Below are 25619 nucleotides of genomic sequence, written 5' to 3' on the forward strand. Positions count from 1 at the left end.
CAAAATGAAATGCTGCCAACACAGTGTCAGCAGCATTCGGATTGAGGTGAGCCCTTTTATTTAGCCAGAATAGCTGTTAAATCATTCTCTGGTGTAGAGATTGGTGTGATATTGAATTTTTCGACCAAAACACTGAGTACATTGGAAGAGAAAAAAGCGGGAACGGATGGTCCGATATAGATATTTTTTATGCCCAGCGCCAGAAGTGTCAGTAAAATACAGACGGCTTTTTGCTCATACCAGGAAAGCACAAGCGTTAAGGGCAGATCGTTTACGCCGCATTCAAAAGCCTTGGCCAATGCAACAGCAACCTGAATAGCGGAATAGGCATCGTTGCATTGACCCATATCCATTAGCCGTGGCAGTCCCCCGATTTCTCCGATATTCAGGTCATTAAAGCGGTATTTCCCGCAGGCAAGTGTCAGTACGACCGTATCTTTCGGAGTTTGTCTGACAAACTCGGTATAGTAGTTTCTGCCGGGTTTCGCGCCATCACAGCCGCCAACCAGGAAGAAATGCTTGATTGCCCCTGCCTTGACGGCATCGATCACTTTATCCGCGACTCCGAGAACAGTATTCCGGGCAAAACCTGTCATCAGCTCGTTTCCGCCGTTGATCCCTGTCCTGTATTGATCTCCGCTGTAGCCGCCAAGTTCAAGCGCCTGCTTAATCAGGGGCGAAAAGTCCTTGACTTTGGCATCCGGGATATGCTTCATTTCGGGATAACCGACGACGGATGTCGTATAAACCCTGTCAGCGTAACTGGCTTTGGGTGGCATCAGACAGTTCGTCGTAAAAAAGATTGGAGCCGGAATATTGTCAAATTCCTTTTGCTGGTTCTGCCAGGCCGTTCCGAAATTGCCCTTCAGATGCACATATTTTTTAAATTCAGGATAGGCGTGAGCCGGGAGCATTTCACCATGGGTATAAATATTGATTCCTTTTCCTTCTGTCTGTTCCAGCAATTGTTTCAGATCGAGCAGGTCATGGCCGGTGATCACAATGAATGGGCCTTTTTCTATGGTTGTTGTAACTTTGGTTGGCACCGGATGACCGAAAGTCGAAGTATTCGCTTCATCGAGCAGCGCCATACAGGCAAGATTGGTTTTGCCGAATTCCATCAGCAACTCCAGCCATTCATCGACGGAATGATCTTCCCCGACAGCTTTCAATCCTTTATAAAAGCAGGCGGTGACTTGAGGATCCTGCTTGCCTAGAACATACGCATGCCAAGCATATGCCGCCATCCCGCGCATGCCTAACAAGAGAGTCGTACGCAGCGAAACGATGTCCGGATCACCATGGAACAAAGCTTCAGGTGCAAAATCTTTCGCCCCGCCAAGTTTGTTTTTCTCTTCAGTTACCTTTTGTATGAAGGCATCAAAATCTTGAGGATCAAAATTAACATTGGTCACTGTGGCAAACAGGCTCTGCATCACCAAAGCATCTGTTTCCGGTGCAGTTTTCCGACGGGATGCTGCTCTGGCCAATCCAATCAGGGCACAAGTGAGTTCATCATGCTTATTAGCTACTTCCGGTTTCTTTCCGCAGACCCCTGCGTTCGTGCATCCTTTTCCACCGGCAGTTTGTTCACATTGAAAACAGAACATCTGAGACATAAGAATTTACCTCCTCTATATTTTGTTTTTAATCGTGGTCTTATTTTTTTAATCATACGTAAAAAACTGCCGGAAATCGGTATCCAAGGTTACAAAAATCAGATGCCATTTTCTTAATATTCTGATAATATTTAATCGCCATATCCGCAGTTATATTCTCTCTTTGAATCATGGAATCATCGTTGAAATTGATAGCAAATTAATTGTGGATAATTGTGTGAATATTGTGAATTATATATATGCAATACGCTTGTTTAATTCATGGAATCAATGGCAATATGTTCGGAGGATCGTGGCTATTGCTAAGATGGTATGATGGAAGAAAGGGTGATGCGTATTACTCGATGTTTATGATGATTTCTCAATAATCTCTTTGAACAAGAGAACCAAATTCGGATCAAACTGCGTTCGGGAACATGATACGATTTCCTTGATTGCCTCAGCTTCAGACAGTGCTTCACGATACGGCCGGTCATTTGTCATCGCATCAAAGGTATCAACAATACTTAAAATTCTGCATTCGATCGGTATCTCCCCTGCTTTCAATCCTAAAGGATAACCTTTTCCGTCCCACCTTTCATGGTGCTTCAGAATCAGGTGTGCAATACTCTTTAATTCTGAGGATTCGGCCGCAATTCTTTCCCCGATCCCGCAATGCGTTTTCATGACCTTCCACTCCTCCTCGTTCAGCTTGGAAGGTTTACACAGGATCCTATCTGGAATTCCCACTTTACCGATATCGTGAAATTTGGTAAGCAACCTGATCCGGTCGAGTTTACTTTGAGGCAGCCGCAGCGCTACACCCATTTGGGTTGCAAGCTCACCCATCCGTTCCGCATGGCCCTCGGTAATATAGTCCTTCGCTTCCAGCCCTCTCATCAGGGTCTTGACCAAATGGTTGCTGGATTCCTTCAATAATTTATTTTGATACATGTTGTTATTTGCTTCCTGAAACATCCATTCTGTATTGACAATACCTGTCCTATGGAAAGAATAGCCCGAAGACAGCGAGATCTTTAATGCATCTGTTTGTTCATTATATTTATGCAGCATTTTATTCATCTGTTTAAGTTGCTGCTCAATCTCCTGGCTGGAGAGTCCCTCGACAATCACGCAAAATTCATCTCCGCCAATGCGGGCGATATACCCAATTAATCTGAAGTGGTCATGAATAATCCAGGCTACGGATACAATCACTTCATCCCCTTTCAGATGTCCAAAAGTACCATTAATGATTTTCAACCCATCAATATCAAAGAGCAGCATGGTGAGCTTTTCGAAGCTTTTTCCATGGAATTCAGCCAGTTTGTTGATTAAACAGTGCCGTTTATATAGCTTTGTCAGGCTTTCTCTTTCCGCCATCTCCCTTAACTGCATTTCCATTAGGGTTCTTTCAGTCATATCCCGAACCAGTATTAAGATTTCATTAATCTCTGAGATGTGAATTCGCGATTCAAAATAGTAATCCCGTCCCTGGTACTTTAACCTAAAATCACAGGTGACCATCTCCCGTTTCTGAACAACCTGATAAATTGCCTCCTGTAATCTCCGAACAATTTCGTTATTCCTTAAGATCTCTAGTGTTAAAGGATCGTCCTTTTTATTGGAGACGGCAAATGGCGAAATATGGCTATCTGAATCGCTGACCAGCATAATGTCCTGAATCGCGGCCATCAAAGCTTTGTTTCGAATATTAATATGCTCAAGATCCAATAACTTTTCCTGCAGCTCGGGATAGTAATTTTTGCGAATCGAATTTTCCCCGAGACCAATGATGGCTTGCCTTGTTATTTTTCCCTCATTGAAAGCATTGTAATATTCTTTCATAAATTGCTTTAACCTCTTGCTTCGTGAGTTTTTTTAGGTTAATGGCAAACTGAGATACATCTGCTGCCGTTCCAGCCGTACTCGGGATACAAATCAGCGGCGGTCGCGGCAAATTGACTTCATCGACACCTTCATAATCCAGAATATTTCCGCCGTTGGCTACCAGTATACTGATGCACTTCGCACAATCCATGACACTACCGCCGCCGATAGCAATAGTTACAATTCAACTATTTTTACCTTATCAGAATATTTCAATAATCTAAACATTCTGTCATTTCAAAGGATTTGTATACTATTTCTACATAAGTTAAGAAATTCCTACTATTCGACAAATTTTTTCAAAATATGCGGGGCATTAGATTTGGCTATCGGAGGTGTCAGCCAGCCTTTCTGGGCAGGCATAAACAGTACCTTTGCCTCCTCTGACATAGCCGAGAAGTGTAATGTTATGTTCCAGGGCAAGCCTGATGGTCGCTGTTGTGGGCGTCGATTTGGAAACTACCACGGGTGCTCCAAGCCTGATCATTTTCATGAGCATTTCCGAAGTAAGTCTGCCGCTGATAAAAACCATGCCATTTGCGGCTAGCTCCATCTTGTTTGCCTTCATCAGTATTCCTGTCATTTTATCGAAGCAGTTGTGCCGGCCAATGTCTTCATTTAGCACTTCAAATCCGTCAGCGTAAAATAAGACACTGTGGACGCCGCCAATCGTATGAAAGATCTCAGACTGCTCAATGAACTTATCCATGATTTTCAAGATATTTCCTGCGGAAAAAGTGGATTTGTTCGTGCTGACGGCGTACTGCGTCTTTTTCAGCGGATTAATGTAGGTATAACACTTGCCACAGCCGGAAGTGATGCTTCTCAGACTTTCGCGTCTGTCAATAACGATTCCTTCTCTAAGTTCAATCAGCACTGCCAGCATTTTCTCATTGTATTCGATGCTTTCAATATCTTCATAAGAACCAATAACACCCTCATTATATAGAAAACCCAGGGCCAACTCCTCGTGGTGCCGGTTCAGACAGAGAACGGAAACAAGCTCCTGTCCATTGACTATCATTTTAAGGGACACTTCGGCGATGACCTTTCTCACCGCTTCTTTCATCACAATGGCATCATTTTCTCTTTGGATTTCTACTACCTCAAATTCTTCGTAGACGATTCCTTCGTCAGCAGCATTCATTGTTTACCCTCCTAGCAGTAATATTGCCATTTTATTTTACCACTAAAATAAGATTTACTGAAATTAATGGGGCATGATTCATGATCAATCCGAATAGATTTCAGTATATTTGCAAGGCATTTTATCAATAATAGAATAGACTTATGAAAGACTTCTTTCAGTACAAGCATCAAGACATTGAGGCAGTCAGGTGGTGGAATAAAATCTGGATACTGACGGAATCATCGCAAAGCTCAACTGGTTTTACAGCCTGGAACTGAACCAGGTTGATCTTTATATGGCGCAAAGTAAATTGGTCGAAGATATCTATATCAGCAAAGTATTGGAACGGTCATCTTATATTGAACAGCAGCATGTCGATAACATTGCCGCCCAAATACGGAAATACGGTAGCGAACCGACCATTTTAGGGGATATTATTTCCCCGCTCCTGGGAAAGACCGCCGGGAATATCACTGCTGCGTTTGGAATAGTTTCCCTGCTAAAAGCCGATATTCTTCTGGAGAGAAAAGCAATGAGTGATTATAAAGACTTGATTTTAAAAATCGGAAAAGATCATACGTTGTTTTCTGTCCTGTGGGCCAATCTAGTTGACGAAGATCTGCACACGGCCTGGTTTTTAAATAAAGTTCAGGAACTAGAGGCCTGCCGCTAAATTCCTTATTTTTAGGCAGGAATCTTATTTCACTTAACACCTGCAGTCCGAATCTTCTTTATGATATTTACCAGCCCTTTACCGCCAAATACAAGCCATAACCCCAGAATAATCTGGATGGCCGAGTTCACCAGCTGGCTGATAATTTCATGCCAAGCACTGCTGGTAGGAAGGTCCGACAAAACTGCATAGACGGTTAAAGCTGAAATCAGCGAAGAAATGGCATTGACGAGCAAGATCAGACCGGCTGTCGTCAGTACAATGATTTGAGCACTGTCAAGATCAAAGGTAGGGGACATCATGTCCTCCTTTTTCTCCTTCACGGGCTCAACCATGAAGCTCACGAGCTTCTCGGAAAAAATCCAGATTAAGACTCCGATCATGACCGGGAAAGCCATACTCCCCACCCCACTCAGGATGGTCTGTATATTTATTGGTATATAATAAAGGGTCACGGCAGAACTGAAAAAAATCGAGAGGTATAACGATCCAATATATTGAAAGCAAATATGAGTATTACACGCTGGATCGAGAAATTCCTTTAGAAAGAATGTCATATCCTGCCAAACTATGACAATCCTTGCTTTGCTTTAGTGCTTTTGGGTCATAAAAAAGCCAATCTTGCGACTGGCTTACAAGTGTACACCCAATAAATCTAAGACTGGATCAATAGGATTTACAAAAGTGAAAGTATCCGACCCGGCAAATAATAAACCGACGGCCCAGTTAAACTCATTGAGGACCAATGAACCACTATCCCCGCCTTGATCAAAGGCAGTAACCATAATTTGATTCTTAAATTTAAGAATCCGTCCGTCATAATCCACATCAATAATGGCGTCTATTACTTGAACGATACCACTGGTCAAACCCGTCGTACGTCCGGATTTTTTCACCAGCATTCCTAATTGCGGCAGCGTTTTACCCTGGACAGTACCAATGCCAAGAATTTCCGGAACTACGAGGCCTTGTCTAAGTGGTTTCGCTACAGCAGCATCAACAACATTGAAACCGTTGTCTTTTAATGGAACATACCTGTAAAGTTTAGCAATTTTATCATTTCTCTTGGTCCCGCCATCCAGTGGTCCGGGCTGAAGGATTGGATCACCTTTTTTAGCTCGTTTGTCTTTACCATTCGTTGAATTGGCCAAGACATGATTGTTGGATAAAATCAGTTTTTTGCCTGTAAAATTATCATAAACCACAACTCCAAGAGTTCCGGCTGTAATCTTATAGTGGCCGATGCTTACCCCTCCTGGCCCGGGCCGCCAGCTGGATTTGCGGGATACATTATCTTCAGCTTCCCTAATTGGCCCTTCTTCCTGAATTCTATGAGCAGAGACCTTCCCGACCTCGATAACATCGGTAACAAATCCTTCAATAGATTTTAGAACAACATGTCGTCTGATTAACTCCGTTTGCGTTACTTTCCGACTTACCATTACGACAATCGCCTTTTGATCAGTCAGTTTTCCTTTGACCTCTTTTAGTCCGTAGCCGATTCCCACCACATTGTTTAGCGAAAGAAGATAATCAATTGCTTTTTGACTAAGATATTTATTCATCTTAAGCTCTTAACCTCCCCTAATCGGCGCTTACCAATTAGTTAACCATATTTTGCTATATAGTATGGGAGGCTAAATTATAGTGTGACAAGCTTAGGCAGAGGCTAAAATGCTTTCCATGGAAATCTCTTCACTATTCGCTAGCGCTGTAGCAGTTTTGGAATGCTCATTGTTTAAGGTAATTCGTCCTTTCTTGGCTGGCATTCTTGCTTTCTGTCTGCCTGAAAATCCACTTTTTCTATTAAATCTCTGGAGAATTCGACGGACAGTTTCGTTTTACAGGTATTATTGTTTAATCGTTTATTATTGGCTCTATTAGCGTTATTTGTTTGTAGTTTATTGATCCTAGTTAGAAACATATAGAGGACATAAAACACAGCAATCATGATTATCCCGGCAATAAGTCCTGTTCCCTGCCCGGAGATAAATGGCATACTGATGATAATCATGATCAGACTCAGAAAAACAATCCAGCTAGAATAAGGGTATAAAGGCATCTGACACTTCCCTGATGGCGGACACCCATATTTTTTTCGAAAGCGTAAGTGAGTCGCCATAATTACCGCATACGTAAATAACAAAGCAAACCCACCAGAGCTTATCAAAAATAAGTACACACTTGGGAGCATAAGACCAATGCCCAATCCCGCAAGCATGGCTAAACCAGAAATCAGTATTCCCCGATACGGGACGTTTCTCCGGTCCTTTAACCACCTGGGTGCCTGGCCTTCTTCGGCAAGAGAACGCATCATTCTGCCCAGACCAAACATCGCTGCCAACATGGTGGAAAGTATCGCTGTTATGAGTACAAAGTTAATGGCGTTGCCCGCCCAGCTGATTCCCCATCTATCAAGCGCAGCTACCATGGGACTGAATTTTTCACTCAGACTGGAGGTCGGGATTAACGGAAGCAGCACAGCAATAGAGACAATATAAAATCCTACTAGAATTAATACTGTATGGGAAATTGCTTTGGGAATCGTTTTTGTTGGATTGTCAGCTTCCGAAGCAGCCAGTCCGATGATTTCAAAACCCGCATAGGAAAATATGACGATAAGCATACTCCCTGCTATCCCTTTTATTCCCGCCGGCATCAAAGGTTCCCTGACTAATTCTCCGACACCAATTTGGGAAACAGTCGAAAATAATCCCATGATTAAAAGTAAGGCGATGATAATAAACGAAGCCAGGGCTAATAGCTTAACGGCAGCCAGACCACTCTCGAGCTTACTTAATTTATCAGCTCCCAATAAATTTAGCAGCGTGACGCTTACAATAATTAAGCTTCCCAATCCGGCTATGGATATATTGGGAACCCATTCGCGCATCAGGATCGATACAGCAGTAGCCTCACTGGACATAGCCAAAACCATCCCAGCCCAATATACCCAACCAACTACAAAACCGGTTCCTTTCCCAAAGGTTTGGGCTGCAAAAGTACGAAAGGAGCCGACATCAGGATTTGCAACCGTCATTTCCGACAATGCAAAAAGGATAAAATAAACGATGACTCCGCCAAGAATAAAGGAAACGATAATTGAAGGTCCTGCAGCATTAATCGCTACCGATGAGCCCAAAAAAAAGGAGCCTCCGATTACTGTTCCCAAAGCCATCATTGTAAGCTGCCAAACAGATAATCCCTTATGTTTTTTCTTCATTATTGTATTCTCCATATTCAGGTTTGTGATTTCCATTATTATTTCTCAAAATCACAAATACATTCTGTTTGGAGATAACAATTCAATCCAGCTAAAGAAACCTATCATTTATTCCAGAAGTAACAGTCCAAAGTATTTAACGAATTCCTGTTTATCTTTTAAGGTTCGCATTGTAAAGCCTTGCTTAGAAACAGTGGCAAAAACATCAATACCGGCGCTTTCCATAGAGGGACGGGTCACTGTACACTTCTTGGGCGATGCTGGCGGTTTGCACTCGCTGCAAATATGGCATGGTCCTGCCCAAAAAGAGAATGCTTTGTAGAATCCATGTTTAAAAGCTAATTTCTCTGCATTCAGCATTAGTTTTTGAAAATCACTTGTCGGCGGCTGGCCTTCAATCAGAAAAGCTTTGGTATAGCCGTCTAATTTCACCCTCGTTTCCTCATAGGAAGGGCTATTTGGCGGACAGCACTTTTCCCCATAGCTGGAGCATCCGTAACGGCAATGATCTTTTGCCCAGTGGGCCGTAACAACATCCTGAGGATTGATCATCGTGATGGACTGAATGGGCAGTCTTTTTAATCTTGCGTAGATTTGCGCTTCTTTTGTTATGGCCAGCTCCTCTAATTTGTGCTTATTCTTGGATGCAAAAATCACCGAAATATCACGGGTGAGGGGTAATAAAGGTGTCTGATGCATCTGCTTTTTCGTAAAAAATGCAGCCACATCTTTCTCTGAAAGGATGTTTACCGAAAACATAGAGCTGTCTTTTTGTTGAAGGTCATTCTCATTAAGGTAATTATGATATAAGTTCATCGCAGTGTTTAAAGAGTATTCCCCGGAAAACGCCCCCATGACACCAATAATTCCGTTATGGATAATGCTTTCCGCGTGTTTTTCGTAATTTTCGCCTGTGATAATCAGCTCATAAGGCGATTGATCATCAAAAGAAATTTCTTTACATTGCTCCAACATAAACTTTTGAATTAACGGAGAAAAAATATCAGCAGAAAATCCCTCAAAGAGGACATTCCCCCTAAAAGATGCTAACATGGGCAAAAGTTTTTCCGCGATAAAGATGCCGCTGATTTTACCGCTTTTTAAAGCGTCCAGGCTAAAAAAAGGACTTGTTGCCGTAAGATATTTTGCGCTGACGGGGGCATTGCACAGATAGCCTTCTTTCCTAATGATTAGACCCATTTTGTCTAAAACGTCGAGGAAAAGAAACGTTCCTTTCGCATCGAGATGAAGGCAATTGGTCAGATCACCGAAAGATTTACCTTCTTCAATCGCGGTAAAAATATCACATGCCATCGCCTTCTGAAGAATCGCTGCTGTTTGCTGTTCCGCTTTGACCTTCAATAAAAAGTCATAGTCATTGTTTTGATAATCAATTTTGTTCATGCCGGTATCATCCTTTAATTATTTTGCCATCGGTTCTCTTTGCATAGTTCTCTTTCAAATACGTAATCACTTTTTGGATTCCCTGCTGATGATTTAGCAACACAATCTCAATTTCTTCTTTGGTCATATTGTCTTGATGAAATCCTGCAGCTACCAAGCAAATGCAGTTAAAAAGCTTGGAAACATCCTGTGCCAGAGTTCCGGCCAGGACGTCATCACGGTGGCCTTCTACGGCATACTTTGTAACCGTGCCGCAGTTTCCGACCGCTGCACTGCCGATATGTTGTTTCCCTCCGGTAACGGTAATTAGAATGTCGTGTCCTATGATGGATATCTCGTAGGACAGGGCAAGCTTGTCTTGTCCGATGGTTATTTTCATTGGTCACTTCTCCATCTTTCATAGAGATTATGAGGAACTCTCAACAAATCCAACACCTTGCCGACACTTTGATTTACAATATCGTCAATGGTTTTGGGCCGGTGGTAAAAAGCCGGTACGGGCGGGATGAGTATGCCGCCCGCTTCTGTTACGGTCGTCATATTTTTTAGATGAATGGACGAAAGCGGTGTTTCTCTGACCATCAATAAGAGAGGACGCCGCTCTTTCAAGGCCACGTCGGAAGCGCGGACAATCAGATTATCGCTGTAGCCATTCGCAATCCCGGACAGAGTCTTCATACTGCAAGGTGCGACAATGGTCGCCTCGATCCCGTAAGAACCGCTGGCAACAGCGGCAGCTAAGTCGTTATGGTCGTATACTTTGTCTGCTAAAGATTGGACGTAGCCAACAGCATAATCCGTTTCCAGCGAGAGCGTTTCTTTGGCCCACCCGCTCATGATCAGGGAAACATGATGCTCTGTCTCTTTGAGGACTTCCAATAGACGTACGCCGTAGATCACCCCGGTGGCACCGGTCATTGCAACAAGAATTTTCATTACTTATCAGTCCTTACCTTATCCTTATCCTTGTTTTTGTCGCCTTATTTTTTCTTACACTCTTTTATTCCCATTTTTACTGTTTCTGAATTGGTTCGTTTGATCATAGTCGATGCCTGTTTTCGTGATGACAACACCATAAATTTCTTTAGCCGTTTTGATGGAGATGATCTCATCCAAAACATCCGCATATACCTTTTCTACCGGGCGGTCCAGCGGTTTGCCCCATCCGCCGCCGCCGCAGGAACTCAGCATGACCTGGTCACCTTTGGCAACACATCTTGGCGCTTCTTTACTTGCCATAACGACCGGTTCCCCCTGATGAATAAAAACCCCTTTATTTAAACTCCCTTGGTTTCCGCCATTTAAACCGTAAGGTGCAAATTTCATCCCATCCCCAAAATTTACGATATGGCTGCCTTCATCGTATAGCTCAAACGCATATTTCATCCCTGCTCCGCCGCGATATTCTCCGGCACCGGCCGTATCCGTTTCCATTTCATGATAAAGGGTGATGTGCGGATATTGAATTTCGTTGGATTCAATATCCGGCGTTTTGACACCACCGAAATTAGACATGGGCGACATATAGGATTTTCCGTCTCTTCCTTGCATGGCGCCGCCGCTTCCGGTCGAGCAAAACGAAAACCCAACGTAATAGCGGTTATTCCTCGGATCGGTACCATAATAAGAAGGGCCTGCATAGCGCGTATATCCCGCAGGAACCCTTCCGGGGACTGCTTGATTCAATGCCTGAAAAATGGCGCCGATTATTTCACTGGCCGGGGTTAAGGTGCAAAGCGTCATGGGTGCCGGTTCATATGGATTTACTAAAGATCCTTTAGGCAAATGGACATCGATGCAGCGGAAGGCACCATCATTTCTGGGAATATCGTCGCCTAAAAACCAAAGTACCGCAATACCCGAAGCAGTCGTCGCTGTGACCACTGAAGTATTGATAAAGCCTTTGACCTGCGGGTCTGTCCCTGCGAAATCAACCAAAAGACGTTCGCCTTCTACTTTCACTGCAATCTCAATTTTAACAGGTTCTTCTTGAAAACCGTCATCATCAATGTATTCGGTCGCCCGGTAAATACCGTCAGGAATCTCTCTTATCCGCTTCTTCGTGAGCATTTCGGTTTGTTCCAGGGTTTCGGCAATGGCTTTGTTCACGACAGCGGGCGTATAAGCTTCCACCATCTCCAGAATGCGCTTCGCAGCAACTTTGTTGGCGCCGATCTGGGCTAAGAGGTCGCTTTTGAGCATGTTGGGATTACGGGTATTGATTAAAATCAGATCTAAAATTTCACCCATGAATTCGTTGTTGCGCATTAGTTTTGTCGGGGGGATTCGAATTCCTTCCTGAAATATTTCGGTTGCCTTGGGATTATAGCTGCCCGCGGTGGAACCTCCGATATCCCCGTGATGGGCGCGGCTGACACAGAAAAACATTAAATTGTCCTCAAAAAAGACAGGGGTAATGATTCCGATATCAGGCAGGTGATTTCCACCGTCATAGGGATCATTGATGATAAAAACATCACCGTTTGTGATGCTATTCGGATATTTCCGCAAAACAGATTTGACGCTGAAGGAGCCTGCTGTCGCCAAAATCGGAATACCGCTTAACTGAGAGACCAATTGACCGTCTCGATCACAAATACAACAAGCAAAGTCACAGGCTTCGGCGAAGATCGGGGAATGGGCGGAATGCTCCAAGGCGAGTCCCATTTCTTTGGTGATACTATCGAGACGATTGGCGATAACGGTGCGGTTAATCATATCTTCCGTCGTTGTCCTTGTCATGCTTCTGCACCTTCTTTTGTTATCGATAAAACACCGTTCTTAACCGATTTGCCTGCAAAGCCAGCGGGAATCAAAACCGTAGTGTAGTCAAAATTGATCAGAGCCGGGCCGTTGATACTTTTTGTACCATTGCCGGTCAAATCACCGGCGTGGTAGACTGGGACGGAGATTTCGCCCGTTTGTCCGAAGGGATTCCCTGCCACTGTCCTATTCGCTAAGAGAATGTCATTCTCAGGGAACGGAAAGCGTGTGTTTTCCTTCTCTCGTTCCACACAAGCCAGATGGATATTCATGATTTCCCATTCTTTGTCTGTTTCAACATATTCATAGATGCTTTCGTGGGTACGATTGAAGGCGATTTCTAAAGCATCCCGGCTCTCTGAGGTAAACGTTCCCTGCCAGGGTATTGCTATTTCATGGTGCTGTCCGATGTAACGCATTTCCAGGGTAAGTCGGAAATTCTGCTCATTTTCCGGTACTCCCAAACGCCCGAGCTCCGCTTTTCCTTCTTCTTTCATGTCGGTAATAACCACGTTAATCTTCGATGGGTCCCATTGTCCCTTTTCCATAAAGAAACTTCGCGTGAAATCACAACGACGGGTTGCCCCTAACATACCCCATGCACAAAAGACAGGACCGGTGACCGGAAATAAGACTTCTTTCATATGCAGCGCATCCATCATGTTGGCTGCAAACAACGGAAAAGCTCCTCCCGCGCCGATCAAGGAGAATTTTCTGGGGTCATTGCCTTTTTGGATTGTGACAAGACGCACCGCATCAGCCATCATCTCAGTAGCAATCCGGTAAATGATATTGGCCCCTTCTGTCGCAGAGATATCCAGCGGCGCAGCAACTTTGTCGTGAATCACTTTTTCAGCCAGCTTCTTATTAAGGCCCATTTGACCACCGAGGAAACTATCTTCATCGATCAGTCCCAAAACAACCAAAGCATCCGTAACCGTAGGCTCGGTCCCGCCTAAACCGTAACAGGCAGGGCCTGGAACTGATCCGGCGGAGTCCGGTCCCACCAACAATCTTCCGCTTTCGTCCAGACGGGCAATGCTACCCCCGCCGGCTCCAATGGAAGTGATGTCAATGGTCGGGATCGATAACGGATAGCCAGCAATCTTCGATTGGGGGATCAGCTGATTTTTACTGTCTGCCACATGCACATCAAAACTGGTCCCCCCCATATCTGCCAACACCGTATAGGGCTTTTCTGTCATTTTCCCGATGGCTTCATTGCCGCAGGCACCGCCGGCAGGTCCAGAAAAAAGGGTTCTGACAGCGAAACTGGACATCGCATCCGTATCGCTTAAGCCACCGCTGTTCATCATCATGTGAATCGGTTTGCCCCAGCCATATTGGGCCAGTTCTTTTTTGACGGTGCGGAGATAATCTTGAAGAACCGGCGTCAGATAAGCATTGAGAACCGTCGTGGAAGTTCTTTCATACTCTCTGATTTTTGGCGCTACGTCCGAAGAGAGCGCCACGAAAACGCCGGGTAGTTCTTCTCGAATAATTTCTGCTGTTCTTTTTTCATGTTCCGGATTTAGAAAAGAAAAAAGGTAACAAACCGCAATGCTCTGTACGCCGTATGCCTTGCATTTCAGACAAGCATTTCGGACAGCTTGTTCATCCAGCACTTTAAGGATGTCCCCTTTGTAGTCCATACGCTGCGCAATACCCAAGCGCAGTCTGCGCGGAACCAGTACATCCGGCGTTTCCGCTCGCAGATCCCATTGATTTTCAAGCTGAGAACGGCGTATCTCCAGCGCATCACGGAACCCCTCCGTGGTAAAAAGTGCAGTAACCGCGCCTTTTTTTTCTAAAAGGGCGTTTAAAGCTAAGGTGGTGCCGTGAATGATTTGTTCCGTTTCTGAGAGGAGTGTCTCTAAATCCGTATGCCAGGCATCTGCTAATTTTTTTAAGCCAGCGATCATCCCCTGGGCAAGATGGTTATGATCCGTGAGATTTTTGACAAAGACCGTTTTGGGTTCACTGTTTTGAAACATCCCTACCGCAGTGTAGTCGGTAAATGTACCTCCTGTATCAATGGCAATTTTAATCATAGGCTCATCCTTTAACCGGTATATTTAAAATACGCATCCCTTATCTGGCATATTTAAGAAGCCGCTGCACTGCTTTTTTGACGTCATCGTTCATCTCGATTTTAGGAGCAAAGCCGCTTAACGGTTTTGTGGCATCAATCCCCATTTTAGAAGTACGGCTCAGTTCATCCGTCGAGGGGTCAAGGGTCACACCCATTCCCAGGTGCTGCGGCAAAATGGAAACGCCTTTATCCGCTTGTAACCGAGTGGCAAGTGCCCATAGGACTTCCTCTTCGTTAAAGACGTCAACATCTTCATCCACCACAATGACCATTTTAATATTGTGGTCGACCGCCAAAGCGGCGTAAATCGCTTGCATTGGCTGACCTTCGGCAATTTTTTTCATAGAAATATAGCAATGAAAAAGTCCGCAGGCGGAAAAAGGTGCATGAACTGCTTTAATATTCGGCAAGGTCTGATGTAAAGCGTTTAAAACATCGCCTTCTCTCTGAATGGCCACAACCGTGATATGCTCACTGCTCATCCCAGGCGTTAAATCATGATAAAAAGCGTTTTGCCGGTAGCGGATGGCTTTGACTTTAAAGACATTTTCCGTACTGCGATAGCAGGCGTAATTGGTAAATTCAGCGAAAGGACCTTCCTGTTCCCGTACGTCAGCCAATATTTCACCTTCCAGGACAATTTCCGCGTAGGCCGGAACCTGCAAATTGACCGTTGCGCAAGGTGCAACCTCTAATGGTTCACCGAAAAGTCCGGCAATCGCACCATATTTTCCCTGGTCATAGGGGACGAGGGCCATCGATCCCAAGGCAATATTGGGATGAACACCAATCACGATTGCGGCTTCCAGGCTCTGTCCTCTTTCTTCGCTTCTTCGGAAATATTCCCAGAGCCTTTGACGGGAATGGAGTGAAATCCCTAAGGTATTCTTGTTTTTTAACTGCATGCGGTGGAAACCTAAGGTTTCCACACCGCTTACAGGGTCTTTGGCAACACACAGTCCGGAGGTCACATAGGGTCCGGCGTCAATCGGAAAGTGGGTCGGAATCGGAAGCTTATAGAGATCAATCTCATCACCGGTGATACAATGCTCAGCAAAAGGAGGGTTCTCAATAACTTTGACCTCTTCAATCCGTTTTTTGATACGCTGGGCATAGGTCTCAGAAACTTTAGACGCTTCGACACCCAGGCCTTTGCCAAACCGTTCTCTGGTGCTTAAGATACTGGTCACCACAGGAAACGCACTGTTTTCTACTTTATCGAAAACCATGACGGGATAACGGTGCTCTTTTTCCAGTTCCATAATGAGAGTGCTGATTTCATACGCTCTTTTGACTTCTTCCGTGACATGCTTCACTTCACCATCCCGTTCCAGCTGCTTCAAAAAATCTCTTAAGTCTTGGCTCATATCCTAACCTCTTTTCTTACTGCATTGTCTCCCGCAAATGATTCTTTACTGGGCTAAACCTGATTTTTTAATGCTGTCATACACCAATTTTGTGATGACTGTGGAAAGAGGCCAGCAGACTGCAATGGTAATCAAGGCTTCAACAACGGCAACCTTAACAGGTAACTGGTAAATATAAATTAATCCGATACAAACAACAGCATTCCCCAAAACATTACAAAGGAATTGAGCGAAAATGTGGTGCCCCCATTTTTCCATAGAATATTTGGCCGCCACGAAGGATACGGCAAGTGACCCGATAGCATTCGCAAAGATAAAAGCAATCCACAGCGGACTGTACCAAATGGAAATGATAGCTTCAACTTCCCCGGCAATGATCCCTGCAGGCTGTTTATAAAGCAGAACAATGAGGGCTGTAAAGGAAGCCCAGACCGTACCGTTAATTAAGTACATGCCTGCTTTGCCTGTGGGAAGAAGGTTGTCAATAAACCCTGTCGCCTGACAGGCTATGACAAAGACAATCCCTAAGAGAATGGACCCTACGAGCGCTTTGGTGTCGGTTCTTAAAAATTTGTTTTTCATAATGTCCTCCTAAAATTATATTTTTTAATTTTAAATAAAATTAACGGTGATAAAGAATAGGGTACAAACCATCATACTGATCATTTCCCAGCTTTTTAAATGCAATTGTTTGCCAAACGTCCGCTGCTTGCTTCGGCCATAACCTTTTAACTCCATTGCAAGAGCGATATCTGAAGTATGCCGGACTGTGCGATAGAGCAATGGCATAAAGGTTAGCGGAAGATTTTTTATTCTATTTTTAATTCCTTCCGAGGGATAACCCCGAACCGATTGACTCTCTGAAATTGCCAGATATTCCTTTTGCATCAGAGGAAAAAAACGTTTTGTCATAACGACCAACATGGCATAACGATAAGGGACACCCCATGCTATAAGCATTAAAGCCGCATCTGTGGCAGAAGTCCAGGTCATAAACTGAACAGCGGCCAAGGTCACAGCAGCCGTCCGGGAAATACCCAAAGCAGCGGCCGGAATTGAGCCTGTATAAACAGACAGAATACCCCACTTCCAGAGAAGGTCCCCCTCCCGGCAGAACAATAACTGTATGACAAGAATCTGCGAGGCTACTAAAAGCATTACTGGCAACAGTATTTTATATTTTTTTAAATGGTTGGTAAAAATACAATCCGCAATGATTACCAAGGCAATAATTCCGATTTCCAGGCTCAGATTCTGTGAAAGCAAAGCTGTAAGAATGAGTGTTAAACACCATACCAACTTCGTACGCGGATCAATTTTTTCAATGAAAGCCATAAGCAACGCCTTCCTTCTGGAAATCTAACCCTATGTCTTTAAGGACCTCTTCAAAAGAACCAATCTCTTGGGCCGGAATATCCAATGCCAGACGGTGCATGTGCATTGCCACAATACGGTTGGCATATTGTTTGGCCAAACCCAGGTCATGGGTAACGAGAATAACCGTTTTACCTTGTTGCTGAAATGCAGAGAGCAGCTCCATGATCAGGGCGCTCTGTTCTTCATCTAAACCTGAGGTAGGTTCATCCGCCATGATAATCTCGGGGCCTCCTACCAAAACAGAGGCAATTGCCAGCTTCTGACGCTGGCAGCGGCTAAGCCTGTGCGGGTGGACATCGGCGAATGCCAATAGCCCGACTTTGTCTAAAATCCCATTTACTTTCTCTGCAATTTCCTCTTCCGGCAGTTTTCTTGTTCTTAAAACAAATGCCGCCTCATCTTTTACTGTGTTCGCAAAGATTTGAAGATCGGGGTTTTGAAACAGGAAACCTATTTGACTGCGTATCGTTGCTAAGTTCCTCTTGGTCAGGGGTTTGCCAAAGATTCGAATCGCACCCGTATCCGGGATAAGCAAACCTTCCATTAATTTCAACAACGTCGTTTTCCCTGAACCATTGAGTCCAATCACCCCAATAAAATCACCGTAATTAATATTTAAATTAATATTTTCACAGCCTTTGAAACCACCTTTATAGGTAAAGGCCAGATCCTTTACTTCCATCAATTTTTCATTCGATTTTTCATTCGATTTTTCATTCAATTTCTCATTTAACTTTTCATTTGCCGCCGTCATATTTTGGGTTGGTCTTGTTTGATTGAAGCGTTTCTGATAGTCACCAGGGCTGCATTCTTCTCTGATTGTTCCTTCAGCTATAATAAGAATACGGTTGGTATAGAGAAGAATATCGCAGGCCCGGTCCATCACCATAATCACGGTAATTCCCTTTTCTTTATTTAAATAGCTGATATAGGAATAAAGATCCCGTTTTCCTTTTCCGTCTAATTCTGCGGCGGGCTGATCTAAAACAAGAATGGGCGTTTCCATCGCGAGAACACTTGCCAATACCACTCTTTGGGCTTGGCCGCCGGACAGTCCATCCGTCTTTCTTTGTTCAAAACCCTCTAGTCCAACAAATTGTAAAGTTTTTTTGACTCTGTTCTTCATTTCATCCCAAGGAAGTTCCATATTGGCAATCCCGAAAGCCACTTCTTCCTCTACCGTGATACTGACCATTTGATTTTGCGGTTCCTGCATCATATAGCCGATATAATCACACATTTTTGCCAAGGGGATTGCATGGATGTCTTGCCCCATGACCCTAATGGTACCGTTTAGCTGCCCGTTAAAAAATTGAGACGCCGCCCCGGTGATACTATGGAGTAACATCGATTTTCCCGATGCGGCTTCCCCAGTAATGGCGATGAAATCTCCTTGATTGATGGTTAAGTCGATATCTTTTAACACTTTCTTTGTCTCAGGCGGAAATACAAGAGATTCTATTTTAAGCTGTACCGCAGGTTCCATCGGATGAAAGCCTCCATATAAAAATCTAAACTATGTAAACGACATGCATACAAAAAAAGTTCCAGTTTTGAGAGATACTAACTCTCAAACTGAAACTTTACCATTGCTTCATGTTGATATCTTCATTGGCAGGTCTTCTGACTCATAGCTTTAACCGATTTCTGTGCCTTCCCGATTTCTCAGTGGCATCGTACAGTCATCACAGCTATTTACAGCGGCGGGTCCGTCCAGGAATTGCACCTGATTCCCTATTCTTCTCGATAAGAGACACCAAAAAAGAATGTATGATTATTACGTCTTATTCTAAATGAAATTGAAGAAAAGTCAAGAGAAAAGATGGTGAGATTTTAACATTTGCAGCCAGGACTACATTTCCCAGATGAACAGGTTTTACCACCTTTAACTCCATAGGCATTAACCGTTGTAAACCGCTGAGTTATTTTATCATCAGCGCACTGCGGACATATTTGTTTGTCTCTTGAACTAACACTACAAAAAACAGAAAACTTGTGACCACACTTTTCGCAAATAAAGTCATAAGTTGGCATTTAATAACCTCCTAAAATATCTTTTCTTCATCAAATCAATAATAAATTCATTGAATCCCCAATATTATATCCGTATGACGCCAGGAGAAAATACTAGCTGGTCTTAATTACAGATCTTTAAATATGTTTCTGCCAGTTTTTTAGACGGCTATAATCCTGTATAATGATCCCTCCATATATTGGCCGTATAATGTTCTCAGATTTTAAGTCGCGAAATAAATTTGACACCGTTACTCTTGTTGTATCTGCAAGTTCAGCCAAATCTTGTTGATTGATAAACAGTTGCATCCCTTGTTGATCTGCAAGTGCACATAAAGTTTCGATAATTCTATGGTCTACCTTGTAAGTGTAATGTTTCTGCAGCCGGCTTATATGGTTATTACTTTTCATTGAAAGGTCGTAGAGCAGCTCTTCAGTAAGCGTAAAATCAGACTTCATCAAACTTTTCATTTCCTGAATTGAAATTGCAGCGGCTACTGTGTCTTCAACAGCCGTAAATGAACCGAGAGGGGGAATACCGGTAAACAATGGCGCAATCATAAATAAATTATTTGCACCCAAGACATCAATGAGAACCTCATTGCCTTCTTCGTCAACTTTCGAATATTCAACCGTCCCTGTAAAAATATATAATAGCTTCTCAATCGTAATGCCTTGTTTAATAATAATGCTTCCTTTGGGATATAACAATCTTTCTCTATCCGCAAAAACTTTCTTCCAACCATCTATTGGCGACCGGAATAATTTTGTGTATTTCAGCCATGGTAGATCATTATCACTCATGATTACACTCCCTTGTACTTAGCCTTATACTTAGACTAATTAATATGTGAAAATGTAATTATGTTGTTTCCTTGTCCTGCCTAAATCTCCTGATAATTAGAGATATGGGCAGACAGAACTACCCTTACCTTGATTATATATTATTTTTCTTCGTGGATATAGTATGCAGATAATGGACATCTAACGACGAGCGTCAATTTAATTAACGCTGGTGAATGGTTATAAAAGTTGTTTTATGTTGCTAAATACTAAGATTATAACTAAAAATAAGATGATCGCTGTCAAAGTACAGAAAAATATTTCCTTAGAGCCAAGGTGCCTCATAGTGACCTTCCTTTATTCGTTAGAATACCTTGTTCCTGTTTCTTTTGGAAAAGGGAATTTACAAATCGTCTTGCTTTAATGATGATTTCATTGATCACCCCGACCGGACAAAAATATAAACACCAAAATCTTCTAATAAACAGCGATACAACCAGGATAATACTGAGCAGTATCCATTGCACACTCACCCCCTGAAATCCGAACAGGACTCCAAAAGGCTCATAACTGCCTCCTATACTCGGTGATTTAAAGCAAAAGCTTAAAATCAGTACGATCCAAACTAACATGTATTTTATTTTTTGCAGCCATGTTGCTACATGATGATTACATTTTAGTTTTCCGCCTCCGATTTTTGCCAGTATTTCCTGAATCCCTCCAAAAGGACATAACCAATAACAGTATAGGTTCTTCCCGCTTAAGAAAATAATTAATGGAATCCCGACGATTAAAATATACCAAAAAAGATTTTGTTTAAAAGCCGTGAAGAATCCCATTAATCCGCTGGCAATGTTCGCAAGTGAAATTGAACAGTTAAACCAGAAACCAGTAAAAAATATACTGCATATAAGAACCAGCCATCGCAGCTTAGGAATCTTAAAACGCACTCCTATAATCGTTGCAAATATTAATAAAGCCAAGCCTATTTCTTTGATCCCCAAATTAATATTCTCGGAAGGCTCAGAAATATTCAAAGCAAGTTGGTTTTTACCCAACCCATGACTAGCCTGACGGACTGCATTGGTAATTCCTCTTGATGAAAGCGTAGCGCTGGTCACTTTGTCGATATCCTGACCAATTTCTAACGGTTCATCTACAGATTTACCTGTAAATTGTTTTAGAAAATCCCCACTCAAAACTGAATGAATATAGGATGGTGTTTCCGTAGCATACCCTACAACCCGAACTTTTAAAATGTTACCGTTGGGGTCTGTAGCCGTTAAAACAGATACGGGACCGCCATAGCCGTTCCCTTGACCAAAAACCACGTACCCCTGCAGCGTATCCTGACCGTTGATATTCTTATAGCCTGCATAGGTCAGTGGGTGAGTCTCAATCGCTTTAAACTCCTGAGTATTGCTCAGCATTGAGGGTAAGAATTGCTGGACATCCATCTGTCTGCCCTTAAAACTAAACAATAATGCGATTATTAAAGATCCAAAAAACATAAATAAGAACAGTCTTTTTAAATGAACTTTAGACAAAATTACACATCTCCCGGTATACCATCGTTTATTATATCCGCACTACGTGCCTTTCTCAGCACTTCCCGCCTCAATTGAAACATAGTGCATGTAGTTCCAAGTCTTGTTGGATCCGGCTACAAGAGTGTCCCTCAGATTTCCTCAAACTGCCAACCACGCTTTTACGACAAACGGTTTGACTGCCCAGCGATTATTTTTTTGTTTTCTCTCTGGGCAGCAAACCATTCAGCCTTACCTTAAAACTGAGAACAAAAGTAATTACATTTTAGATGCATTATCAGCTATTTTTGCTTTCGGTACAGTAAAAAACCAACGCCAGATCCCGACTCCTGAAATTACAGTGATTGCAGTCAAAAAGACTCCGCCCATTAAAGCAGCACGAGACTCATTTTCACCGAGACTAGTGAAAATAAATATATCCGTTAAAAAGAGTAATAAAACCCACGCACAAACGACTAACCATTTCCACCAATTTAAGCTTTGACCACGTTGCTTCGACCATGAATACAACCAATACACAGCCACCGCTGTTCCCATTCCTGCAATGAACGAATAAAGGCTCATCCGCTATTCCCTCCTATTTCTTAAAGATGCCTTCCGGTATCCCGTCAAAGAACATATCCGTTCTCATCCACCAAGGCACGTCTTTATAAGTCGCCCACGTCGGAGCATTATAATCGTCTTTTGACGGACTTGGATAAAAGCTCTTTTGCCCCCATAACATGATTTGATGTGCTATTCCGGTTCGATCTCTTACAGCCAATTCACGGCTATACTTATGCAACGCATTGTCAAATCTGCGCCACGGACACACAGAATAACAAACACCGCACATATGTCTGATGGGAACAGAAGCATAATAGTTCTGACATTTTTCTCTGTCTGACATCCAACGTACCACGCCATCGTCCTGCAGTTCGGGTTGTCCGCTTGGAATAGAGCCACCAGGACATTTTTCCGCGCAAATACCACACTTGTCGCAGAAATCCTTTAAGCCCATGTTGATTGGCCGATCCGGCTCCATAGGAAGATTTGTCAGTACAACAGCCAATTTTACCGAGGGTCCAAATTCGGGTGTAACCAATATGCCAGGCCTTCCCATCTCACCCAATCCTGCATCAATTGCTAACGGCGTGGCTAAAAGTTCATCCCACCCTATAATTGGGTTTCCGTTATATCTGGCAGGATACCCCAAAGCTTTGATAAAGCCCGTAAGTCTTGCAGCAGCAAGGCCTGACCGCGTATATGCCTCAAATGGACTGTAAAAAAGCGGTGTTGCTTCTATTAAATTAGGTTCATGGGGTACAGCAATGACAATTGCATATTGCCACCAATCGGGGATGTCTATGGGACCGCCTCTTACCCCCCTTGGCGTTATTGGATCAATTCCTACCGCAGCTAAAATTGGAAGCATCCTGGGGTCCACGCCACCACCCCAGCCTAAGATCCACCTCGGATTGACTTTCGTAATACCCACTAAAGTCCCACCAAAGAGGCCTGCCATTTTTTTAATGAGTTTGCTTGTTTCTTTTGGATCCTTAACTTTTAATGGTTCTTTGATTACACCCTTAAAGTCCCACTCTTTTGGGTCCCCTACTAAGGGAGCAAGCATGCTGGTCCAAGCCTTGTTCCATGCAGTTGCAATTCCCCACATATCCTTATTCATTTTTTTCTCTTCTTCAGCGAGGTTTGGAAGAAGTTTGGTGAACCACGCTCTGTCGCCTTCCAGTTTATCAGGATGCTTTGCGTAATATTCCTTCAATCTGGGCATTAAATTTTCTTCGCCTTTTTTGCTTAATAAAGCATCTTCTTGATAGTACAGACGACGAAAGGTTGGTGAATCTACGTCTTGATCCACACGATTGACCGGTCCTTTAATCTCATAACCAGGCTTATCTACTCTAAACGGCTCACGATTAAAATATACTTCCCCTTGTTCTGATTCCCATCCCATCATCGTATCAATGGACTTTGCATCACCAAAGCTACTGGCAGCAATTCCCCCGAGTGCCGCTACACCCCCAGCAAGCCCGGCAAATTTAAATAAAGAACGTCTGCTGATTTGAACAGATTTAATCTTATCTACTACGGAGCCATTTCCCTGGCCATTTTCTAACGGGCTATTTTCCATCCTGTTCACTCCATTCCAATTTGTGAAAATTAAAAAAGATAATGTTAAAAGTCCCTTAGATGCTAAACATTTGCGCTATGAAGTCTGGTTTTTTTAGACTTAGTCTTTGCCTTTCCTCCTTTACTTAAAATCTGGATCCTTATTATAAACATGAGCGCTCGTATTCAGTTTATAGCAGCCAACTTTTTGTGTATGTTAAACGAATACTTTTTTGAATATTCAGAAAAATCTAACGCAAACAAAGGAGCATCAGACTATTTTTTGACTAATGCTCCTATAAAATATATTTCCTTTAATTCCCCAGGGCAAATTCAACTCGTTTTTTTACTTCTTCAAGTGGGCCGAATTACCTGAAACGAATATGATATAGACCTGTTCCAAAAGCATATCGGCCGAATAACCGCGTACTTCTCTCTGGAACAAGTAAAAATCACTTGCGAAAGTTGTGAGCAACATGTCAGCTCTAAATATACTGTTAGTTACCGGGAATTCTTTTTCATTTATCTCTTCAAAAAGATCGACAAATATTTGGTGTAATTGGTTATACAGCGGACTCCCGTCTATAGATTTTCGTTTTGGCGCAATGTCCCCAACACCTTTAAGTAATTTTGCTTTGTTTTCTTTGAATTGGATAAATAGCCTGAGTACCCCCTTCAATCGCTTGCTCGGCGGCTCTTTCCGTTTTTCTTCCAAGTAAGCTTCTGTCTCCTCAAAAAAAAGAACAATGTTGTCAGTGCTTTTATGCTTACACATCTTCATTTGGAGACATCATTTACTTATCTGGCAGTCGTCAATTCAGTCACGATGATTGGCTTTGCTATGGTGATGATGCCCCTTACCACTGCGGCACTAAACCAGTTACCGGCAGAATTAATCCCGCACGGGACCGCAATGAATAATACCCTGCGGCAAGTGGCAAGTGCCATTGGAACGGCGGTTCTTGTCTCGGTGATGACGAACAGCGCGTTAAATCCTGAAACGTATGGCATGGAGGGGGCTATCCACGGCGTCAACGTGGCCTTTATGGTGGTGACTTGCATCAGCATAGTTGGAGTACTTCTGTCGTTCTTTATCAAAGGAACCCGCTCGGAAGAAAAAAGTGCCTAATAGCACCATAAAAATTGGTTTGTTTACAAAATTCCGTTGCTAAACATTCATTTGAGCAGATACATTTCTTTGTATCTGCTCAATATTATTCGGGCTCCTGAACCTGAATCCCCCAATGTGCAAGTTGTTTTAGAATCGGCATCAGGTCACTGCAAAGGTCCGTCAATGCATATTCAACCCTCACCGGCATCTCCATATATTGTTTACGGTAGATAAGACCGTCTTCTTCCAATTCCTTCAATGAGCTCGCCAACATCGTATTTGTTATGCCTCTAATCTTGCGTTTCAGTTCATTATACCTTGTTACCCCGTCTTGATTAAGCGCGCATAAAATGGGTACTTTCCATTTTCCGCCTATTAACCTTAATGCACTTCCTAATGGACAATCCTCCATACATGGGCAGTTATTTCTGCATGCGCTGTTGTTTTGATCGTTTTTCATAGTCAGTTTTTCCTTACCTACTCATCATTTTCTGCGTACTTGAAAAATAAAATTCAGGTAGTAATATTGTACTAGGTAGC

The 25619-nt window shown here is 43.1% G+C and carries 25 protein-coding genes and 1 riboswitch; of the genes, 2 read left to right on the forward strand and 23 right to left on the reverse strand.

The window, feature by feature from the left end; all coding sequences use genetic code 11:
• Positions 1-56: 56 nt before the first annotated feature.
• From hcp to fdhD, 4 genes are all read right to left on the reverse strand, one after another.
• Positions 57-1619 (reverse strand): hydroxylamine reductase, encoded by a 1563-nt coding sequence (gene hcp, locus AAH944_RS09555; protein WP_415534668.1) that lies wholly within the window; start codon positions 1617-1619, stop codon positions 57-59.
• Between the two features lie 348 nt (positions 1620-1967).
• The gene (locus AAH944_RS09560) at positions 1968-3446 is read right to left on the reverse strand and encodes an HD domain-containing phosphohydrolase (protein ID WP_415534670.1); all 1479 of its coding nucleotides are present in this window, start codon (positions 3444-3446) and stop codon (positions 1968-1970) included.
• Positions 3418-3672 carry an iron-containing alcohol dehydrogenase gene (locus tag AAH944_RS09565; RefSeq protein WP_415537839.1) on the reverse strand — a complete coding sequence of 85 codons (255 nt, stop codon included), beginning with the start codon at positions 3670-3672 and terminating at the stop codon, positions 3418-3420. Before AAH944_RS09565 ends, AAH944_RS09560 begins: the two co-directional genes overlap by 29 nt.
• A 132-nt stretch (positions 3673-3804) precedes the next feature.
• Entirely contained in the window at positions 3805-4635 is an 831-nt protein-coding gene (gene fdhD, locus AAH944_RS09570) for a formate dehydrogenase accessory sulfurtransferase FdhD (RefSeq protein WP_415534672.1), read from the reverse strand.
• Between the two features lie 223 nt (positions 4636-4858).
• Here fdhD and AAH944_RS09575 point away from each other — a divergent pair, with 223 nt between their 5' ends.
• Entirely contained in the window at positions 4859-5290 is a 432-nt protein-coding gene (locus tag AAH944_RS09575; RefSeq protein ID WP_368294587.1) for a ferritin-like domain-containing protein, read from the forward strand.
• Between the two features lie 29 nt (positions 5291-5319).
• On the opposite strand, the gene AAH944_RS09580 is transcribed toward AAH944_RS09575, so the two are convergent.
• The 18 genes from AAH944_RS09580 to AAH944_RS09665 all read right to left on the reverse strand — a co-directional run bounded on the left by AAH944_RS09580 (position 5320) and on the right by AAH944_RS09665 (position 24683).
• Positions 5320-5688 (reverse strand): hypothetical protein, encoded by a 369-nt coding sequence (locus tag AAH944_RS09580; protein WP_415534674.1) that lies wholly within the window; start codon positions 5686-5688, stop codon positions 5320-5322.
• Between the two features lie 234 nt (positions 5689-5922).
• Positions 5923-6855, reverse strand: coding sequence for a hypothetical protein (locus AAH944_RS09585; protein ID WP_415534676.1), 933 nt, complete (start codon positions 6853-6855; stop codon positions 5923-5925).
• A 173-nt stretch (positions 6856-7028) separates the two neighbouring features.
• Positions 7029-8513: an amino acid permease gene (locus AAH944_RS09590; protein ID WP_368294216.1), complete on the reverse strand. Its 1485-nt coding sequence runs from the start codon at positions 8511-8513 to the stop codon at positions 7029-7031.
• Positions 8514-8621: 108 nt separating this feature from the next.
• Positions 8622-9917, reverse strand: a complete 1296-nt coding sequence (locus AAH944_RS09595) for a DUF2284 domain-containing protein (protein ID WP_368294215.1) — start codon at positions 9915-9917, stop codon at positions 8622-8624.
• Positions 9918-9924: 7 nt separating this feature from the next.
• Complete coding sequence (locus AAH944_RS09600) at positions 9925-10296, reverse strand: hypothetical protein (protein ID WP_368294214.1); 372 nt, start codon at positions 10294-10296, stop codon at positions 9925-9927.
• Positions 10293-10853: a UbiX family flavin prenyltransferase gene (locus AAH944_RS09605; protein ID WP_368294213.1), complete on the reverse strand. Its 561-nt coding sequence runs from the start codon at positions 10851-10853 to the stop codon at positions 10293-10295. Before AAH944_RS09605 ends, AAH944_RS09600 begins: the two co-directional genes overlap by 4 nt.
• Before the next feature lie 54 nt (positions 10854-10907).
• The gene (locus AAH944_RS09610) at positions 10908-12659 is read right to left on the reverse strand and encodes a hydantoinase B/oxoprolinase family protein (protein ID WP_368294211.1); all 1752 of its coding nucleotides are present in this window, start codon (positions 12657-12659) and stop codon (positions 10908-10910) included.
• Complete coding sequence (locus AAH944_RS09615; protein WP_415534679.1) at positions 12656-14731, reverse strand: hydantoinase/oxoprolinase family protein; 2076 nt, start codon at positions 14729-14731, stop codon at positions 12656-12658. Before AAH944_RS09615 ends, AAH944_RS09610 begins: the two co-directional genes overlap by 4 nt.
• Positions 14732-14771: 40 nt before the next feature.
• Entirely contained in the window at positions 14772-16139 is a 1368-nt protein-coding gene (locus AAH944_RS09620) for a UbiD family decarboxylase (RefSeq protein WP_415534681.1), read from the reverse strand.
• Between the two features lie 45 nt (positions 16140-16184).
• Entirely contained in the window at positions 16185-16721 is a 537-nt protein-coding gene (locus tag AAH944_RS09625) for a hypothetical protein (RefSeq protein WP_368294208.1), read from the reverse strand.
• A gap of 30 nt (positions 16722-16751) precedes the next feature.
• On the reverse strand, positions 16752-17474 hold the full coding sequence (locus tag AAH944_RS09630; protein ID WP_368294207.1) for an energy-coupling factor transporter transmembrane component T family protein: 723 nt from the start codon (positions 17472-17474) through the stop codon (positions 16752-16754).
• Positions 17461-19002 (reverse strand): ABC transporter ATP-binding protein, encoded by a 1542-nt coding sequence (locus AAH944_RS09635; RefSeq protein WP_415534684.1) that lies wholly within the window; start codon positions 19000-19002, stop codon positions 17461-17463. The genes AAH944_RS09630 and AAH944_RS09635 overlap by 14 nt, the downstream gene beginning before the upstream one ends.
• A gap of 109 nt (positions 19003-19111) precedes the next feature.
• Positions 19112-19292, reverse strand: a riboswitch (cobalamin riboswitch).
• A gap of 57 nt (positions 19293-19349) precedes the next feature.
• Complete coding sequence (locus AAH944_RS09640) at positions 19350-19550, reverse strand: FmdB family zinc ribbon protein (RefSeq protein WP_119774484.1); 201 nt, start codon at positions 19548-19550, stop codon at positions 19350-19352.
• Between the two features lie 117 nt (positions 19551-19667).
• Positions 19668-20333, reverse strand: coding sequence for a Crp/Fnr family transcriptional regulator (locus AAH944_RS09645; protein ID WP_415534686.1), 666 nt, complete (start codon positions 20331-20333; stop codon positions 19668-19670).
• 320 nt (positions 20334-20653) lie between these two features.
• Positions 20654-21742, reverse strand: coding sequence for a 4Fe-4S binding protein (locus AAH944_RS09650; protein ID WP_415534688.1), 1089 nt, complete (start codon positions 21740-21742; stop codon positions 20654-20656).
• A 375-nt stretch (positions 21743-22117) separates the two neighbouring features.
• A complete protein-coding gene (locus AAH944_RS09655) occupies positions 22118-22423 on the reverse strand; it encodes a hypothetical protein (RefSeq protein ID WP_034378102.1) in 306 nt (101 codons plus the stop codon).
• Positions 22424-22436: 13 nt separating this feature from the next.
• The gene (locus AAH944_RS09660) at positions 22437-23990 is read right to left on the reverse strand and encodes a dehalogenase (RefSeq protein WP_415534690.1); all 1554 of its coding nucleotides are present in this window, start codon (positions 23988-23990) and stop codon (positions 22437-22439) included.
• Positions 23991-24314: 324 nt separating this feature from the next.
• Positions 24315-24683 (reverse strand): hypothetical protein, encoded by a 369-nt coding sequence (locus tag AAH944_RS09665; RefSeq protein WP_368294203.1) that lies wholly within the window; start codon positions 24681-24683, stop codon positions 24315-24317.
• A gap of 135 nt (positions 24684-24818) precedes the next feature.
• On the opposite strand from AAH944_RS09665, the gene AAH944_RS09670 reads away from it, so the two are divergent.
• Complete coding sequence (locus AAH944_RS09670; protein ID WP_415534692.1) at positions 24819-25097, forward strand: hypothetical protein; 279 nt, start codon at positions 24819-24821, stop codon at positions 25095-25097.
• 85 nt (positions 25098-25182) lie between these two features.
• On the opposite strand, the gene AAH944_RS09675 is transcribed toward AAH944_RS09670, so the two are convergent.
• Positions 25183-25539: a winged helix-turn-helix transcriptional regulator gene (locus AAH944_RS09675; protein ID WP_415534693.1), complete on the reverse strand. Its 357-nt coding sequence runs from the start codon at positions 25537-25539 to the stop codon at positions 25183-25185.
• Positions 25540-25619: the final 80 nt, after the last annotated feature.

This window comes from Dehalobacter sp. CP (assembly GCF_047652685.1).
Taxonomy (GTDB): Bacteria; Bacillota; Desulfitobacteriia; order Desulfitobacteriales; family Syntrophobotulaceae; genus Dehalobacter.

What these genes read in the sequence shown, in the direction of transcription:
- hcp (WP_415534668.1), bottom strand. Translation starts at nt 1,619, where the DNA reads ATGTCTCAGATGTTCTGTTTTCAATGTGAACAAACTGCCGGTGGAAAA.
- AAH944_RS09560 (WP_415534670.1), bottom strand. Translation starts at nt 3,446, where the DNA reads ATGAAAGAATATTACAATGCTTTCAATGAGGGAAAAATAACAAGGCAA.
- fdhD (WP_415534672.1), bottom strand. Translation starts at nt 4,635, where the DNA reads ATGAATGCTGCTGACGAAGGAATCGTCTACGAAGAATTTGAGGTAGTA.
- AAH944_RS09580 (WP_415534674.1), bottom strand. Translation starts at nt 5,688, where the DNA reads ATGGCTTTCCCGGTCATGATCGGAGTCTTAATCTGGATTTTTTCCGAG.
- AAH944_RS09585 (WP_415534676.1), bottom strand. Translation starts at nt 6,855, where the DNA reads ATGAATAAATATCTTAGTCAAAAAGCAATTGATTATCTTCTTTCGCTA.
- AAH944_RS09590 (WP_368294216.1), bottom strand. Translation starts at nt 8,513, where the DNA reads ATGAAGAAAAAACATAAGGGATTATCTGTTTGGCAGCTTACAATGATG.
- AAH944_RS09595 (WP_368294215.1), bottom strand. Translation starts at nt 9,917, where the DNA reads ATGAACAAAATTGATTATCAAAACAATGACTATGACTTTTTATTGAAG.
- AAH944_RS09600 (WP_368294214.1), bottom strand. Translation starts at nt 10,296, where the DNA reads ATGAAAATAACCATCGGACAAGACAAGCTTGCCCTGTCCTACGAGATA.
- AAH944_RS09605 (WP_368294213.1), bottom strand. Translation starts at nt 10,853, where the DNA reads ATGAAAATTCTTGTTGCAATGACCGGTGCCACCGGGGTGATCTACGGC.
- AAH944_RS09610 (WP_368294211.1), bottom strand. Translation starts at nt 12,659, where the DNA reads ATGACAAGGACAACGACGGAAGATATGATTAACCGCACCGTTATCGCC.
- AAH944_RS09615 (WP_415534679.1), bottom strand. Translation starts at nt 14,731, where the DNA reads ATGATTAAAATTGCCATTGATACAGGAGGTACATTTACCGACTACACT.
- AAH944_RS09620 (WP_415534681.1), bottom strand. Translation starts at nt 16,139, where the DNA reads ATGAGCCAAGACTTAAGAGATTTTTTGAAGCAGCTGGAACGGGATGGT.
- AAH944_RS09625 (WP_368294208.1), bottom strand. Translation starts at nt 16,721, where the DNA reads ATGAAAAACAAATTTTTAAGAACCGACACCAAAGCGCTCGTAGGGTCC.
- AAH944_RS09630 (WP_368294207.1), bottom strand. Translation starts at nt 17,474, where the DNA reads ATGGCTTTCATTGAAAAAATTGATCCGCGTACGAAGTTGGTATGGTGT.
- AAH944_RS09635 (WP_415534684.1), bottom strand. Translation starts at nt 19,002, where the DNA reads ATGGAACCTGCGGTACAGCTTAAAATAGAATCTCTTGTATTTCCGCCT.
- AAH944_RS09640 (WP_119774484.1), bottom strand. Translation starts at nt 19,550, where the DNA reads ATGCCAACTTATGACTTTATTTGCGAAAAGTGTGGTCACAAGTTTTCT.
- AAH944_RS09645 (WP_415534686.1), bottom strand. Translation starts at nt 20,333, where the DNA reads ATGAGTGATAATGATCTACCATGGCTGAAATACACAAAATTATTCCGG.
- AAH944_RS09650 (WP_415534688.1), bottom strand. Translation starts at nt 21,742, where the DNA reads ATGCTGAGCAATACTCAGGAGTTTAAAGCGATTGAGACTCACCCACTG.
- AAH944_RS09655 (WP_034378102.1), bottom strand. Translation starts at nt 22,423, where the DNA reads ATGAGCCTTTATTCGTTCATTGCAGGAATGGGAACAGCGGTGGCTGTG.
- AAH944_RS09660 (WP_415534690.1), bottom strand. Translation starts at nt 23,990, where the DNA reads ATGGAAAATAGCCCGTTAGAAAATGGCCAGGGAAATGGCTCCGTAGTA.
- AAH944_RS09670 (WP_415534692.1), top strand. Translation starts at nt 24,819, where the DNA reads ATGCCCCTTACCACTGCGGCACTAAACCAGTTACCGGCAGAATTAATC.
- AAH944_RS09675 (WP_415534693.1), bottom strand. Translation starts at nt 25,539, where the DNA reads ATGAAAAACGATCAAAACAACAGCGCATGCAGAAATAACTGCCCATGT.